We start from the raw sequence: 16770 nt of genomic DNA on the forward strand, positions 1-16770 counted from the left end.
GGGGCGACGGAGCGGGATGTCGAGGAGAGAAGGGGCCTCGACATGGCGGCGCGGCGCCGGCTGACGCCGGTGCCGAGACGGAGACCGGCCGCCAGGAGCACCACGGCAACGACACCGTCGAGCCACCAGTGGTGCCCCGTGGCGGCCACGACGAACATGGTGGCCGGAAGATGCATCACGACGAGCCAGCGCCACCGGCTGGTCGTCGAGGCGAAGACACCGAGAGCCACCACTGCCGCCCAACCCACATGGATCGAGGGCATCGCCGCAAACTGGTCAGACACCCCGGTGCCGACGGGCCCGTAGACGCCGAGGCCGTAACGCGTCGATAGGTCGACGAAGCCGTGCTCGTCGAGGAAGCGTGGCGGCGCGACCCGGACGAACCGGATGATCAGGCAGCCGAGAGTCACCGCGACCAGACCATTGCGCCAGTGCGCGTAACGGTCGCGGTGCCGCACGAACAGCCACACCAGGAAGATGATCAGCGCCGGGACGTGCAGCGTCGCATAGTAGGCGTTGACGAGCCGAGCCAGCCAGTCGTGACTGATCACGAAGTGCTGCAACGAGATCTCGGTCGGCAGGTGCAGGTCGAGCTGGATCCTCTCGATGTCGCGGGCGCGCTCGATGGCCCCGGACTCGTGGGTGAAGGGCAGCTGGCGCGCGAGTCGCCAGATCGAGTAGAGCGATGAGATGAGTGCGAACTCGCGAAAGGCCGGCTGCAAGGCCACCTTCGCGCGGGATGTGCGGCTCCGACCCACCACGAACCACGCAATGATGTTGATCAGTGCGGCGGTCGCCGCCTGATCCCATGTCGGCCACGGCATGAGGACCATCATCCTCGCGTCGGGACCATCGGCAGCGCGAGACCCGTTCCCGGTGGTGGAGTCGGTGCGGGACAGCCAGAATCGAGGTCATGACCGACCAACCGACACTGACGCTGAGCGACACTCCCGACGGGGACTTCCTCGGATTCGAGCTGCTGCTCGAGCAGCAGGACCGCGATCTCCTGCACACCGTCCGAGCCCACCTCGAGGCCGAGGTGCTGCCGGTGATCAATGACTACTGGACGCGCGCGGAGTTCCCCCACGCCCTGGTCCCCGGCTTCGCCAAGCTGGGCATCGCCGGTCTCGCGTACGACGGTCCGGGATGCGCGGGTCGCAGCAGCCTCGCGGACGGCATGATCTCGCTCGAGCTGGCCCGGGTCGACCCGTCGATGCAGACGTTCATGGGCGTCCATGGGGGCCTGGCAATGGGGTCGATCCAGCTGTGCGGCACGCAGGAGCAGAAGGAACGGTGGCTGCCCGCCATGGCGCGCATGGAGCTGATCGGCGCGTTCGGCCTCACCGAGCCTGACACCGGGTCGGCGATAGCGGGGGGTCTGAGCACGACGGCAACACGTGACGGAGACGAGTGGGTGCTCGACGGGGAGAAGAAGTGGATAGGCAACGCGTCGTTCGCCGACCTCGTGATCATCTGGGCCCGGGACGCGGCCGATGAGGAGGTCAAGGGATTCGTCGTGGAGAAGGACACCGAGGGCATGACCTTCGACGTGCAACAGGACAAGATCGCCTTGCGCGTCGTGCAGAACGCGGAGGTCCACCTGTCGGGTGTGCGGGTGCCCGAGTCGAACAGGCTCGGCGATGCCAACTCCTTCGCCGACACCTCGCGGGTGCTGCAGCTCACGCGAGGTGGCGTCGCGTGGGCAGCGACCGGCTGCGCGAGGGGCGCGTACGAGCACGCACTGCGTTACAGCAAGGAGCGTGAGCAGTTCGGCAAGCCCATCGCAGGCTTCCAGCTCGTGCAGGACTTGCTGGTACGGATGCTGGGCAACGTCGTGTCATCGACCGCCATGTGCGTGCGCATCGCCCAGCTCCAGGACGCCGGCATGCTGCTCGACGAGCACGCCTCTCTCGCCAAGGCCTTCACGACGGCACGCATGCGCGAGACGGTGGGCTGGGCCCGCGAGGTGCTCGGCGGCAACGGCATCCTGCTGGAGCACCACGTCGGCCGGTTCGCCGCCGACGCGGAGGCGCTCTACTCCTACGAGGGCACCCGCGAGATCAACACCCTCATCGTCGGACGGGCCATCACGGGCGAGAGCGCCTTCGTCTGAGCCGTCTCAGTGCGAGGTGGTGGGCAGGTGCTCTCGATCGGCGCCCTGATCGTGTCGGGCGCGTCGCACGACGTCCACGTCCTGACGATCTCGCGAGCCGTCGACATTTCTCCGGCAATTCAACGACCACCAGCCACCATCGAGCGAATTGACCTCGATTTGAGGTCCGCATGATGCGCAACTGATGAGCGGGGCGACACGATCGAGTGTCACGGGAGACTCCCACGACAACCCTCTGCAAAGGACGGCACATGCCGAACGACTTCTTCGGACTCCCGCTGCACCCGCTCATCGTCCACGCCACTGTGGTGATCATCCCGCTGGCGGCGTTCACCGTGGTCCTCAGTGCGTTCTGGGCTCGGTTCCGGGCGTGGGCAGGGCCGGTCCCGATGGGGCTGAGCCTTGTCGGGCTCATCCTGGTCCCACTGAGCACCTCGACGGGCGAGACGCTCGAGAGGCACGTCGCGGCATCCGCCCTGCTGGAGGAGCACACGCGGCTCGCTGACGGTCTGCTGCCGTGGATGATCGGTCTTTTCGTCTTCTCCGCCATCGGCTACCTGCTCCACCTCCTGACCAGGGGCCACAATGCCCGGTCCGTGAAAAGACCGCTGGTGATGGTGGTGGCCGCATTGGCCGTGCTGGCTGCCGTCGGTACCTCGGTGCAGGTTGCGCGCATCGGTCACAGTGGCGCCAAGGCCGCCTGGGACGACACCAACATGAGCACCTCCTCTCCCAAGCCACAGTGACTCTTTGAAACCACCGTGACTCTCCAAACCCCAGTGACTCTCCAAACCCCAGTGACGTCCGGCGCGGGACCCTGACCGGGCTGATGTGGTTCGGCGCCGGCTCCGAGGTCGTCCTGGTCCTGTCCTCGCCACCCTGGGCGTCAACCCCGGCGGCCGGGGTCTGGCCAGGACCTTGGTCCCCCGGGTCGGTGCTCTCCGACCGTGTGGCTCGCGACGCTGCTGCTCGACACTGAAGGCGCGGGCGGCTCACGCCCTGCAACGCGATCCGGGAGCACGGAGTCTCACATGGAAGCCTTGGACATCGCACGCTGGCAGTTCGGCATCACGACCGTCTACCACTTTTTCTTCGTACCGGTCACGATCGGTCTGTCGTTCCTCGTGGCTGGTCTCCAGACCGCTTGGTTCCGCACGCACAAGGAGAAATACCTCCGGCTGACGAAGTTCTTCGGCAAGCTCTTCCTGATCAACTTCGCGATGGGAGTCGCGACCGGCATCGTCCAGGAGTTCCAGTTCGGGATGAACTGGAGCGACTACTCCCGCTTCGTCGGTGACATCTTCGGCGCTCCGCTCGCCATCGAGGGCCTGTTGGCCTTCTTCCTCGAGTCGACCTTCCTGGGTCTCTGGATATTCGGGTGGGACCGACTCAAGCCAAACGTCCACCTCGCAACGATCTGGATCGCGGCGATCGGCACCCTGCTCTCGGCCTACTTCATCCTCGCCGCCAACTCCTTCATGCAGCACCCCGTGGGCTACAGGTTCAACGCCGAGAAGGGGCGCGCCGAGCTCACCGACTTCGCTGCCGTCCTGACCAACAAGGTCACCCTGGCCACCTTCCCGCACCAGATCTTCGCCAGCTTCATGGTCGGCGGCGCCTTCGTGGCGGGCATCGCCATCTGGCACCTGTTCCGGCACCCGACCCGCGACGCCGACGCTTTTCGTACCGCCTTCCGTCTCGGCGCAGCGACCCTCCTCGTAGCCGGCCTCGGCACCACCGTGTCCGGTGACTTCCAGGGCAAGGTCATGACCGAGGTCCAGCCGATGAAGATGGCGGCCGCCGAGGGCCTCTACGAGACCGCTCAGCCGGCTCCTTTCTCGGTCCTGACGATCGGGACGCTCGATGGGTCGAAGGAGGTCTTCAAGCTGGAGATACCCCGACTGCTCTCCTTCATGGGCACCGGCAGTGTCAACGGCGAGGTCCAGGGCATCAATGCGCTGCAGTCCGAGTACGAGCAGAAGTACGGGGCTGGCGACTACTCCCCCAACATCCCCATCGCCTACTGGACGTTCCGCGCCATGATCACTGCTGGAGGGATCGCGATGGTCGCGGGCATCTGGATGCTGCTGGCAACCCGCCGCGGCCGACTCCCCACCTCCCGCTGGATGCTGCGCACGGCGATCGTCCTGCCACTGCTGCCGCTCGTCGCCAACTCGTTCGGGTGGATCTTCACCGAGATGGGCCGCCAACCGTGGGCCGTCTTCGGTCTGATGCCCACCGCCGCCGGGGTCTCGCCCGGCACCACGACAGCCGAGGTGCTGACCTCCTTGATCGGATTCACCGTCCTGTACGGCGTCCTCGCCGTCATCGAGGTCAAGCTGCTGCTGAAATACATCCAGGCCGGGCTCCCGGAGGTCGACACGACCCCCGCCGACCGCGACGACCTCGACGCGCCGCTCGCGTTCGCCTACTGATCGGACCTGACCCATGGAACTCACGACCTTCTGGTTCATCCTCATCACCGTCCTCTGGGTCGGCTACCTCGTGCTCGAGGGATTCGACTTCGGCGTCGGCATGCTCGTCGGCGTCCTCGCGAAGAACGACACCGAGCGACGGGTGCTCATCAACACGATCGGCCCACTGTGGGACGGCAACGAGGTGTGGCTCCTGGTCGCCGGCGGTGCGACCTTCGCGGCGTTCCCCGAGTGGTACGCCACGCTGTTCAGCGGCTTCTACCTGCCGCTGTTCCTCATCCTGATCGCTCTCATCGTGCGCGCTGTCGGATTCGAGTTTCGCGGCAAGCGCACCGACTCGAGCTGGCGTCGCAACTGGGACATCGCGATCGTCATCTGCTCTGCCCTGCCGGCGCTGCTCTGGGGTGTCGCGCTCGCCAACATCGTGCACGGCGTGCCGATCGACAGCAGCAAGGAGTATGTCGGGTCGTTCTTCGACCTGCTCAACCCCTACGCCCTGCTCGGAGGGCTCGTGACCTTGACGGTCTTCCTCGTGCACGGTGCGATCTTCGTGGCGCTCAAGACCGTCGGTGACATCCGGGAGAGGGCGCAGAGGCTCGCGCTCCGGGTGGGGCTCCCCGCGGCCGCCCTGGCTGTCATGTTCATCGTCTGGACCGGGATCGACCAGGGCAAGCTCACGGTCTGGCTGCTGGGACTGCTGGCCGCCGGCGCGTTCGTCGCGGGGCTCGTTGCGACCCTCCGCAACCGTGACGGATGGGCATTCGTGGCCACCTCACTCTCGATCGCCTTCGTCACGGTCATGCTGTTCACCGGCCTCTTCCCCGACGTCATGCCGTCGTCGCTCGACCCTGCCTTCAACCTGACGACCAGCAACGCCTCGTCGACGCACTACACGCTGGTCATCATGTCGTGGGTCGCGGTGGTCTTCACCCCGATCGTCCTGATGTACCAGTCATGGTCCTACTGGGTCTTCCGCCGTCGTATCGGCGTGCAGCACATCCCGCAGGAGAAGCCGACGTCCGAGATTCTGACGAAGTGAAGCCTCTCGACCCCCGACTCCTCCGGCGGTCGCACGCGGTGCGCCGATACCTTGCCATCGGGGTCGCGATCGGAGTCGTCACCGCAGTCGCCATCGTGCTCCAGGCGGTGCTGATCGCCGACGCCGTGGCCCGGTTGTTCTCCTCCGAGCCGGCCATGGCGGTGGCGATCGCGATCACAGCCTGCCTGGCCGTCCGCGCGGCCCTTCACTGGGTGCATGCGGTGGTGTCCGCACGCGCGGCGGTCGGGGCCAAGGCCGAGCTCCGCAAGGAGGTCGTCGACGACCTGCTCGACCCACGACGTCTCGGGCCGGCACCACGCAGCTCGACAGTCGTGACTCTGCTCGGCCCGGGGTTCGATGCCTTCGACGGCTACATCGGACGCTTCCTGCCCCAGCTGATCCTGTCGGCCGTCGTGCCTGGACTCGTTGTTGTCGTCGTGCTGGTCGCCGACCCGCTGTCTGCCCTCATCATCGCCGTGACGCTGCCGCTGAGCATCATGTTCATGGTGCTCGTGGGTCTTCTCACCCGAGACGCCCTCGACAAGCGCTGGAGCGCGCTCGAGCACCTGAGCCGGCACTTCGCCGACGTGCTCGACGGCCTGGTCACCCTGAAGATCTTCGGCCGGGACCAGGAAAAGGGGCTCCGGGAAGTCGGCGAACGCCACCGGCGCGAGACGATGAGGTCATTGCGACTCGCGTTCCTGTCCTCACTCGTGCTCGAGCTGGTCGCCACGCTCTCGGTCGCACTGGTGGCCGTGAGCGTCGGCCTACGCGTCGTCGACGGAAACCTGACCCTCCAACGCGCACTCCTCGTCCTGCTCCTGGCCCCCGAGGCCTACCTGCCGGTCCGCCAGCTCGGCACGATGTTCCATGACAGCACTGCAGGCGCCGAGGCGGTGGGCGAGGCGCTTGAGCTGCTCGAGCACGAGCGCAGCACGGGCCAGCACGAGCCGCCCGACATCACCACCGCCGCCATCACGTTCGACCACCTCGCGGTGTCGTTCGACGACCGCAACGGGCCGTCCCTTCGGCTGGACGACGAGGTGATCAGTCCGGGTGAGTTCGTGGCGATCGCGGGTCCGTCGGGCTCGGGCAAGTCGACCCTCCTGGCCGTCGTGCTGTCGTTCGTCGCGCCGACATCGGGTCGCGTCCTGCTGGGTGGGATCGAGCTGGGCGACATCGACCCCGACCTCTTGCGGCGCCACGTGGCCTGGGTGCCGCAGTTCCCGGCCCTGATCGAGGGCACCGTTGCCAGCAACGTACGACTCGCCAACACCATCGGCTCGGACGATGACGTCAAGGCGGCACTTCGCGACGCCGGAGCCGGCGATCTCGCCCCGAATCGCTGGATCAGCGAGTCGGCCGACGACGTGTCGGCCGGTGAGCGCCGACGCATCGCCATCGCTCGGGCCTTTCTGCGGGTGCGCACCGAGGGCGCAGGTCTGGTGCTGCTCGACGAGCCGACCGCTGGCCTCGACGCGGTGCGGGAGGGCGCTGTCATCAGCGCGCTGAGAGCACTTCCCGTCACCGTCATCGTCGTCGCGCACCGTGCGGAGACGATCGCCGCCGCCGACCGAGTCGTGCGCCTGACCGCCAACGAGAGGGTCACGTCGTGAGGCGCCGCCTGGTGGCCGGAGCCGTGCTCGGCGTGCTGTCACAGCTCTGCTCGGTCGCGCTGCTCCTCACCGCCGCCTGGCTCATCGTGCGCGCGGCCGAACACCCGCCGGTCCTCTACCTGATGGTCGCGATCGTCTCGGTGCGCTTCTTCGGCCTCGGCCGCGCCACCTTCCGCTATGCGGAGCGGCTGCTGACGCACGATGCCGCGCTCACCGCCATGACCGAGCAGCGGGTGGGTGCCTACCACCAGCTCGCCCGGGTGGCGCCGATCGGCCTCCCCCGCCAGCGCCGCGGTGACGTCGTGAGCCGTGTCGTTGCCGACGTCGACGCTGCCCAGGACGGCCTCCTGCGCATCCGGCTCCCCTGGATCTATGCCTCGGCCTCGGCCGCGTGCACCATCGTCCTGCTCGCGCTGATCGAGCCGGTCTCGGGGCTGCTGCTCGCCCTGCACGTCGCGGCGTGCGCGCTGTTCGTGCGATGCGTCGTCTCCGGTGCGACCCGCCGCAACGGGGCGACCACGGCAGAGCTGCAGGGAACCCTGTCGGCCGATGTCTCGTTGGTCGCACTGTCGGCGCGCGACCTGGTCGCCTACGGGGCGGCCGGTGACTTCCGTCGAACGATCGGCGCCACGATCGACAAGCTCGGCGCGAGGCAGCGCTCCCGCACCTGGGTCGGCGGTCTCGGCTCGGCCTTTGTCCTCGCTTCCACCGGCGTGACCATCGCACTGCTCGCGGCGCGCGCCTCCGACATCCCGGCGGTCCTCGTGGGAGTCGTCCTCCTCGCCCCGGTCGCGCTCCTCGAGCCCCTGCAGTCGCTGGCCGACGCCGAACGACTTCGTCCCGACGTCGACTCGGCGCGCCGCCGTCTCGATGACCTGTCCCTCACGCCCACCCCCGTTGCCGAGCCCGCCACCGCACGTCCATTACCGGCCCAGAGCACCTTGGTCGTCGATGAGCTCTCGATCGGATGGGACCACACGATCTCCCGTGACATCTCGTTCGTCCTCGATCGCGGATCTGTCGTGGGCGTCAGCGGGCCGAGTGGGGTCGGCAAGAGCACCCTCGCGCTGACGCTGCTCAAGCTGGTGGAGCCGAGGGCCGGCCGCGTCACGCTGGGTGGCACCGACTTCTGCGATCTCGACGGAGCAGACATCCGCACCAGGGTCGCCGCATCGAGCCAGGACGATGTCCTGTTCGACACCACGATCCGCGAGAACCTACGCATTGCCTGCCCCACCGCATCTGATGACACGATGCATGCCGCCCTCGGCCGCGCCGGCATGGGATCGTTCGTGTATCAGCTCCCGCTGGGGCTCGAGACACCGATCGGTGAGCACGGTGCGCTTCTCAGCGGCGGTGAGCGGCAACGACTCTCGCTGGCCAGGTTGATCATGTCGGGGCGCGACGTGCTGATCTTCGACGAGCCGACAGAGCACCTCGACGAGCCGACAGCCGTCGCGCTGATGGACGACATCGTGGCTGTGGCGCGCGACCACGCGGTGCTCGTGATCTCCCACTCGCCCTACGTGCTTGCCCGCTGCGACCGGGTTGTCGCACTGCACGACGACGCCAGGCCCGACCACGTCGGCGCCCGACAGGTCAAGGGTTTCAGCTCACCCGCGGCCTCTGCGTGACCGCAGTCCCTTCACCTCGGGGACGTGGAGTCGTGGCCGAGGCGTCTTGCCTCGGCGCTCAGGCGGCGTAGGTGCGTTGCCGCGGTCGCCTCATCACTCAGCGTCGTGCTCATGCGTACTGCCACATCTGTGCCTTCGCGGTCGATCTCGAGCAGGAACCCTGCATCGGTGAACACCTGCAGCATCGGGTGGTTGATGGCGAGCACGTCTGACACGAACCACGGCACTCCGCTGTTGCGTGCGTCGTGTGCGGCTCGCTCCAGCAGCAGGGTCGCGATGCCCAGACCGTGCATGTCGTCGGCGACGAGGAAGGCAATCTCCGAGCTCTCCGGGTCGACTGCCTCGACATCGGCGACACCGACGAGACGGCCGGCGACCTCGACGACGTAGGAGAGGGCCGTGGACTGGTCGGCGAACAGATGCTCGAGATGGCGCGTCACCGCTTCGCTGCCGAGGGTGAAGAAGCGCGTGTACAGGTTCTGCTCACTGATCGCGCCGAACAGGGCGGCCACCGACGACCTGTCGGCGGCGGCCATCCGCCTGACGACGGCGCTGGTGCCGTCGGCCAGAACTGCGCCGGTCATGTCGAGCCCCCGCTGGATCGTCGTTGGCGCCAGGCCTTCTCCAGAGCCACCACGGGGACGACCACGGCACCGGCCGCCGCAGCGACCGCCCACTGCGCCGGACCGAGGCTGCTCGTGCCGAACACCGCCTGCATGAAGGACACGTGCACGAAGGCCGCCTGCAGCGCGATGACAACGGCGATGCCCACGAAGACCGACGGGTTGGATGCCAGACCGATCGTGCGAACAGGTGCCCTCAGCGTCCGGCACATCAGGAGGTAGAACACCTGGGCAAACATCAACCCGGTCACCGCGAGTGTCTGCGCCTGGACGAGGCTGACGGCGTCTGGTGCCTGTGTGCCGCTCAGCGACGCTCCGTCCGCGCGGAGCGAGAGCAGGAACAACGCCACGGCGATGCCGCACAGCAGCACGCCCACGTAGATCGTGCGCACGACGACGAATCGCGACAAAAGCGCCTCGTGAGGATTGCGGGGAGCACGCCCCATCAGGCCCGGTTCCTTGGCTTCCAGCGCCAGAGGAAGGGCAAGGCCCACCGTCGCGACAAGGTTGACCCAGAGAATTTGTACGGGCTCGATGGGCAGCACGGGATGCCCCCCGATGATGGGGAAGCTGAGGACTGAGACGAGGATGACGAGCCCTTCGCCGACGTTGGTCGGCAATGCGAAGGCCAGTGCTTTCACGAGGTTGTCGTAGACGCGTCGGCCCTCCTCGATGGCCGACCCGATGGTCGAGAAGTTGTCGTCCGCGAGCACGATGTCGGCCGCCTCCTTGGCCGCCGCAGTGCCGGCGATGCCCATCGCGACCCCGATATCGGCCTGACGAAGGGCCGGGGCGTCGTTGACGCCGTCGCCTGTCATGGCGACGACGGCACCACCGGACTGCAGGGCCCGGACCAGACGGAGCTTGTGCTCGGGCGCGACCCTCGCGAACACCGCGGTGGTGCCGACCCGCTCACGAAGGCCGTCGTCGTCGAGAAGGCCGATCTCCGGGCCCGTGAGGGCGGGGCTCGAACCGACGATTCCCAGCTCGCGACCGATGGCCGAGGCGGTACCCGGGTGATCGCCGGTGATCATCTTCACGTCGACCCCGGCGTGCCGGCACACGGCGATGCTCTCGGCGACACCCTCGCGGGGCGGGTCGATCATCGCGATCAGGCCGAGCAGCTCAAGCGGCTCAACCCAGGAGTCCACTCCCATCCCGGCTCCTCGGCGGCGGGCAAAGGCCAGGACCCGCAAGCCGTCCTCGGTGAAACGGGACAACGCCTCGCGGGCTGGACCGGCGAGGTCGGCGTCGCAGTGCGGGAGGACGAGCTCAGGAGCGCCCTTCACGTACGTCATGGGATCGGGGTGGTCGTCCGGCGTCTCGACGACGCTTGCCATGTAGCGCCGGTCAGCGTCGAAGGGCAACAGATCCACCACGGTTCTCGAGACGAGCTCGTGGCGGTCGATCCCCGCACGATCAGCTGCGACGAGCAGCGCACCATCGGTCGGGTCGCCCAGCACGTGGCGTTCCTCCCCGAGCCCCGACAGCTGGCTCTCGTTGGCCAGCACGGCCGAGACGAGCAGCTGTTCGACAGCGCTGGTGACGGACGGCCGAGGTGGGCCGTGCTGCAGGATGCGGCCCTCGGCGGCATACCCGAGGCCCTCGAAGTCGACCTCGCCGACGGGCGTCCACGCGCTTCGCACCGCCATCTCGTTGCGCGTGAGCGTCCCGGTCTTGTCGGTGCACACGACGCTGGTGGCGCCGAGCGTCTCGACCGCGGGCAGCTCGCGGACGATGGCTCGGCGTTCTGCCATGCGTCGTACACCGATCGCGAGGGCAATCGTGACGATGGCGGGGAGGCCCTCGGGTATCGCAGCAACGGCGAGGGTGATCGCGGCGAGCAGTGCGTCTGCCACCGGGTAGCCGCGCGCGAGAGCGACACCGAGCAGGACCACCGTGACAGCGCCGATCGCGCGCGTGACCACGGATCCGAGGTGGGCGATCGAGCGGGTGAGCGGTGTCGTGGAGCGATCGGCGCTCTGCAGCAGCCCGGAGACCCGGCCAAGCTCGGTGCGATCGCCGGTCTCGACCACGAGGCCGTGCCCTGTCCCTGCGCTGACCATGGTGCCGGCATGCAGCAAGGACGACCGCTCGGCGAGCGCCGTGGCGGCCGGCACCGCGGGGGGTGTCTTGTCGACCGGCGTGGACTCCCCCGTCAGCGCCGACTCGTCAGCACGTAGACCATGCCCCTCGAGCAGCCGGAGGTCGGCGACGACGCGATCTCCCGGTGACATCTCGACGACGTCTCCCGGCACGAGCGACTCCGCCGGGACGTGGGTCCACTCCCCGCTGCGCAGCGCCGTTGCCGGCTCGGACACCATCTCGGCCAGTGCGTTGATGGCCTTGCCTGCTCGGTACTCCTGCACGAACCCGATGAGTGAGTTGAGCACCACGACCGCGATGACGACCGAGCCGTTGGTCACCTCGCTCAGCGCGAACGCGACTCCGGCCGAAGCGAGGAGAGCATAGATCAGTGGGCTGTTGAACTGCCGAAGCAGCACCGTCCACCAGCCGGGGCCTTCGTCACGAGCAATGGCGTTGGGTCCGTAGTGCTCGATCCGCGACCTTGCCTCTTCGATGGTCAGGCCCTCGAGGTGGGTCTTGAGCACAGCCAGCGACTCGTCGATCGGCAGGTCGTGCCACGTGGGTGAGTCGCCGGGCACCGTCATGCCCGACAGTCGATCCCCGCAGCGGACGTCGTCAGCACCGTGCCGGCCGTGCCGGCGAACATCTTGTCGATGTCGTGCAGCGAGCCGATGACGGCCGAGCCGCGCCCGTCGCGGGCGAACTGGGCGGCCGCGCGCACCTTCGGACCCATCGAACCGGCGGGAAAGTCGGCCGGGTCGAGGGCGTCGGGATGTGCTCGAGACACGAGGCGTTGGTCTGGCCCGTGCCAATCGAGGTAGACGCCGTCGACGTCTGTCGCGATGACGAGCATGTCGGCCCCGAGGTCGTGGGCGAGCACCGCCGAGGCGAGGTCCTTGTCGATGACGGCCTCGACACCATTGGCCAGGCCGGTGACCTTGTCGTGGGTCGTCGGCACTCCCCCGCCGCCCGCGCAGATGACCACTCCACCGCGCTCGAGGATCCACTCGATCGGCGCGCTCTCCAGGATGCGCAACGGCGTCGGTGACGGGACCACCCGCCGCATCGCGTCACCGTCGGGCTTCATGGTCCATCCGTGCTGCCGCGAGACCTCGTCGGCCTGCGACTCGGTGTAGACCGGGCCGACGAACTTCGTCGGGTCGCCGAATGCGGGGTCGTCGGCATCGACGACGGTGCGTGTGACCAGGGTGGCGATGGCCCGGTCATTGCTCAGTCTGTTGCCCAGCTCCTGCTCGATGAGGTAGCCGAGCATCCCTTCGGTCTGCGCACCGAGCACGTCGAACGGGTACTCGCTCACGTGGTCGTACGACGCCGCCTGCAGTGCCAACAGCCCGACCTGCGGACCGTTGCCGTGCGACACCACGAGATCGTGCTCGGCAGCGATGCGGGCCAGCGGGACGCACGCCTCCGCGATGGAGGCACGTTGATTGGCGACCGTCATGGACTGACCTCGGCGAAGTATCGCGTTCCCGCCGAGCGCGACGACGACCCGCACGTCAGCGCTTCTCCAACGTGGCCACGAGAACGGCCTTGATGGTGTGCATGCGATTCTCCGCCTGGTCGAACACGATCGAGGCGTCCGACTCGAACACATCGTCGGTGACTTCGAGGCACGTGCGTCCGGTGCGCTCGAAGATCTGCTCGCCCACCTCTGTGCGGCGGTCGTGGAAGGCCGGAAGGCAGTGCATGAACTTCACGTCGGGGTTGCCAGTGAGGCCGAGGAGATCGGCATTGACCTGATAGTCCGACAGCAGGGCGATGCGCTCGTCCCACTCCGACTCAGGCTCACCCATCGACAGCCAGACGTCTGTGTAGATGAAGTCGGCGCCAGCCACACCCGCAGCCACGTCGCTCGTCTGGGTGATGCGTGCGCCGGTCGTGGTGGCGATCTTCGTCGCGATCGCCACGACCGAGTCAGGGTTCGCCAGCTGCGGCGGTGACACCATCGTGACCTTCATGCCCATCATGGCCCCGGCGACGAGGAGCGAGTTTGCCGTGTTGTTGCGGGCATCTCCGCAGTAGGCGAACGAGATCTCGGACGCGGGCTTCGTCGTGTGCTCGAGCATCGTCAGCATGTCGCACAGCGACTGCGTCGGATGCCATTCGTCGGTCAAGCCGTTCCAGACCGGGACACCGCTGGACGAGGCCAGCTCCTCCACTCCGGCCTGGGAGAAGCCGCGGTACTCGATGCCGTCGAACATGCGGCCCAGCACGCGACCGGTGTCCTTGACGGACTCCTTGTGGCCGAGCTGCGAGCCCGACGGGTCGAGATAGGTGACGTGCGCACCCTGCTCATGCGCGGCGACCTCGAAGGCGCAGCGTGTGCGGGTCGACGACTTCGCGAAGATGAGCGCAAGGTTCCTGCCCTGAAGCCGGGGCTTCTCATGCCCGGTACGCCGTTCGTGCTTCAGCACGGCGGCGAGTTCGAGCAGTCCTCGCCACTGGGTGACGGTGACGTCGAGCTCCTTGGTGAAGCTGTGACCGGCCAGGCCCAGGTGCGTCAGAGGGATGGGGTCGCTGAGCGAGGTGTCGAGAGACGTCATGACGAGGCCCCTTCCCGCACGATGGGGCACGTCATGCATCGTGGTCCGCCGCGCCCTCGACCCAGCTCGGACCCCACGACCGGGATGACCTCGATGCCGTTGTCGGCAAGATAGGCGTTGGTCGTGGTGTTGCGCTCGTAGCCCATGATCACCCCCGGTGAGACCGCGAGGAAGTTGTTGCCGTCGTCCCACTGCTCGCGGGCAGCGGCCATGGGCGTGGTGGGCACCTTGAGCACTCGCAGCTTGTCGACGTCGATGGCCTCTGCCACCGCCTCGAACAGGTCAGCGTTCGGTTGGACCCGATAGTGGCCCTCGGCCCCGTCGGGGGTCAGCGTGAACGACCTCAGGTCATCGGGAAGGTAGGGGTAGACACAGAACGCATCGCGGTCGATCATCGTCATCGCGGTGTCGAGATGCATGAATGCACGTGTCTTCGGCAGCTCCACGACGATGATGCGGCGGGCCGTCCCGGTCTCGAACAGCCGACCGGCGAGCATCTCGACACCCTGCGGGCTGGTGCGCTCACCCATGCCGATCATCACCGCGCCGTTGCCGATGACGGTGATGTCGCCGCCCTCGACCGTCGCGGGCTCGTGCTGCAGGGCATCGTTTCCGTACAGGAACGTGAAGTCCGCGTCGCGGAACATCGGGTGGAAGTTGTACATCACCTGCGAGTTGATGGTCTCGCGCTTGCGCGCCGGTTTTGACATCGGGTTGATCGAGACCGCGTCGTACATCCATGCGGAGTTGTCCCGCTGGAAGAGATGGTTGGGCAGCGGGGTGAGGAGGAAGTCCTCGTCGTCGAGGTACTCCATCAGCAGGCTCGACACCTGCAGCAGCGGAGCGACCTCACGCTTGAGGACACCGCCGACCATCATGTCCGCGAGCTCCGCCGCCGGAGTCTGGTGGACGAGATGGTCGAGGGGCGCGTCGAGCGCCGGCCCGAAGCGGGTGGCGGTCGTGAGCTGGTCCTGGAGGAACTCCCGTGCGCCCGGCTCATCGATCGCGGTGGTGAGCAGCTCGGAGAAATGGTGGACCGTCGTGCCGCGGCCCTGTAGCTGCGCCACGAACGCGTCGTGCTCCTCGCGGGCCCTCTCCGCCCACATCACGTCGTCGAACAGCAGGCTGTCGACATTGGCGGGGGTCAGCCGGGAGAGCTCACTGCCGGGCCGGTGCACGATCACTTCGCGCAGCTCGCCCACTTCGGAATCAACGTGGAATGTCATGGTGTGAACCTTTCGACTCAGCGGTACTCGGGAACGGGGGTGGGTTGCGTCATGTGCTTGCGTTGCGCCAGGTAGACCGGGACGCCGATCACGAAGGCTCCGGCGCTCATCAGGAACGGCCCCCACGTGACGTACCAGCTGCCACCGGAGTTGCGGGAGTAGTAGATGAACGCGATCGAGAACACCAGGGACAGTACCGCCACGGTGAGGTCACGGATCAGACGCGCGCTGCCGCCCTTGCCTGCGGTCCCGTCGTGTGAGCGCCACTTGATCTGGGCGAGCGCCGAGAAGGCATATGGGATGGCGGCGGTGATGCCGGTCATGAGCACCAACGTGGTGAAGACCGTGGCGCCGTTGGCTCCCCAGTAACTGATCAGCACCGCGACGGACGCGAGGGAGGTCGAGCTGATGATGCCGAAGGCGGGGACTCCACGCGACGACATGGCGCCGAACTGCCGGGGGAACAAACCGTCCTTTGCCGCGGCACGCGGCATCTGCGCGCAGATCATGGTCCAGCCGTTGAGGGAGCCGATGCCCGAGATGATGACGGCGATGGCCACCAGGTTGCCGGCCCACGTGCCATCGCCCGTGATGATGTTCGCTGCTGTCGAGTAGGAGGCCTTGTTGGCGTCGAGCGCAAGGTCGCTTGACGGGATGATGCCGAACACGGCGATCAGCGAGAGCATGTAGACGACCGCGCTGGCAAGTGTTCCGTAGACCGTGGCGCGGGGGACGTTGCGGTGCGGATCGCGCACCCTGGCAGGGGCGACGGCGGCGGGCTCGACCCCGAGGTAGCTGAGGAGGCAGATGGCCATGGCGCCACCGATCGCCGAGAGGTTGGTGTTGCCGCTGGTGTTCCACGGCGTGAAGTTGACGGACTTGATGAAGAACAGCCCGACGACCGCCATCAGCAGGAGCGGGATGAACTTCAGGACAGTCGTGACGACTTGGAAGGTCCCGACATTCTTGAGCCCGGTCAGGTTGACTGCCGCGGGGATCCAGAGTCCGGCAAGGGCGATCAGGATGGTCCAGGCAGTGTTGCCGCCCTTGTTGATGAAGTTCTCGACGTAGTAGACCCACCCGACGGCGATCGCCGCGTTGCCGGCCCAGGCGGTGATCCAGTACGACCATGCGTTGGCGAACCCGATCCTGTTGCCGAACGCAGCTCGTGCGTAGGCGTAGGGCCCGCCGTCGGCGGGGATGCGGCGGGTCAGCGCGGCGAAGAGCAGGGCGAGCGAGACTGCTCCTGCTGTCGCGAGGGCCATCGAGACAAGGCTGATGGGACCGTACGAGGCCAATGAGTAGGGGAGGCGGAAGATGCCGACCCCGATGATGCTGCCCGTGATCAGCGCAGTTGACTGCGACAGGCCCATCCGGTCGTCGGTGGCGCCAGCGGCCGGCGCCCCCTTGTCTGCATCGTGCATCGTCGACA

General features: G+C 67.4%; 13 protein-coding genes. 6 read left to right on the forward strand and 7 right to left on the reverse strand.

The window, feature by feature from the left end; genetic code table 11:
* Positions 1-824, reverse strand: an 824-nt coding sequence (locus H7290_RS08940) for a phosphatase PAP2 family protein (protein WP_290513670.1), incomplete at its 3' end; no start/stop codon positions are given.
* Between the two features lie 89 nt (positions 825-913).
* Between H7290_RS08940 and H7290_RS08945 the strand changes: the two genes are divergently transcribed.
* The 6 genes from H7290_RS08945 (at position 914) to cydC (ending at position 8837) form a co-directional block, all read left to right on the forward strand.
* Positions 914-2113, forward strand: a complete 1200-nt coding sequence (locus H7290_RS08945; protein ID WP_290513671.1) for an acyl-CoA dehydrogenase family protein — start codon at positions 914-916, stop codon at positions 2111-2113.
* A gap of 251 nt (positions 2114-2364) precedes the next feature.
* A complete protein-coding gene (locus H7290_RS08950) occupies positions 2365-2859 on the forward strand; it encodes a DUF2231 domain-containing protein (protein WP_290513672.1) in 495 nt (164 codons plus the stop codon).
* Positions 2860-3144: 285 nt separating this feature from the next.
* Positions 3145-4548, forward strand: a complete 1404-nt coding sequence (locus H7290_RS08955; protein ID WP_290513673.1) for a cytochrome ubiquinol oxidase subunit I — start codon at positions 3145-3147, stop codon at positions 4546-4548.
* Positions 4549-4561: 13 nt separating this feature from the next.
* Entirely contained in the window at positions 4562-5587 is a 1026-nt protein-coding gene (cydB, locus tag H7290_RS08960; protein WP_290513674.1) for a cytochrome d ubiquinol oxidase subunit II, read from the forward strand.
* A complete protein-coding gene (cydD, locus tag H7290_RS08965; protein WP_290513675.1) occupies positions 5584-7203 on the forward strand; it encodes a thiol reductant ABC exporter subunit CydD in 1620 nt (539 codons plus the stop codon). Before cydB ends, cydD begins: the two co-directional genes overlap by 4 nt.
* Positions 7200-8837, forward strand: coding sequence for a thiol reductant ABC exporter subunit CydC (cydC, locus tag H7290_RS08970; RefSeq protein WP_290513676.1), 1638 nt, complete (start codon positions 7200-7202; stop codon positions 8835-8837). Before cydD ends, cydC begins: the two co-directional genes overlap by 4 nt.
* Positions 8838-8848: 11 nt before the next feature.
* Here cydC and H7290_RS08975 read toward each other — a convergent pair whose 3' ends face one another.
* The 6 genes from H7290_RS08975 to H7290_RS09000 form a co-directional block, all read right to left on the reverse strand.
* On the reverse strand, positions 8849-9421 hold the full coding sequence (locus H7290_RS08975) for a GNAT family N-acetyltransferase (protein WP_290513677.1): 573 nt from the start codon (positions 9419-9421) through the stop codon (positions 8849-8851).
* A complete protein-coding gene (locus tag H7290_RS08980) occupies positions 9418-12132 on the reverse strand; it encodes an HAD-IC family P-type ATPase (RefSeq protein ID WP_290513678.1) in 2715 nt (904 codons plus the stop codon). Before H7290_RS08980 ends, H7290_RS08975 begins: the two co-directional genes overlap by 4 nt.
* The gene (arcC, locus tag H7290_RS08985) at positions 12129-13064 is read right to left on the reverse strand and encodes a carbamate kinase (RefSeq protein ID WP_290513679.1); all 936 of its coding nucleotides are present in this window, start codon (positions 13062-13064) and stop codon (positions 12129-12131) included. Before arcC ends, H7290_RS08980 begins: the two co-directional genes overlap by 4 nt.
* A 1-nt stretch (position 13065) precedes the next feature.
* Positions 13066-14112, reverse strand: coding sequence for an ornithine carbamoyltransferase (gene argF, locus H7290_RS08990; RefSeq protein WP_290513680.1), 1047 nt, complete (start codon positions 14110-14112; stop codon positions 13066-13068).
* Positions 14109-15338, reverse strand: coding sequence for an arginine deiminase (locus tag H7290_RS08995; RefSeq protein WP_290513681.1), 1230 nt, complete (start codon positions 15336-15338; stop codon positions 14109-14111). The genes argF and H7290_RS08995 overlap by 4 nt, the downstream gene beginning before the upstream one ends.
* 17 nt (positions 15339-15355) lie before the next feature.
* On the reverse strand, positions 15356-16770 hold a 1415-nt coding region (locus H7290_RS09000; RefSeq protein ID WP_290513682.1), incomplete at its 5' end, for an amino acid permease.

The sequence above is a fragment of the Aeromicrobium sp. genome, from assembly GCF_014378035.1.
Lineage (GTDB): Bacteria > Actinomycetota > Actinomycetes > Propionibacteriales > Nocardioidaceae > Aeromicrobium.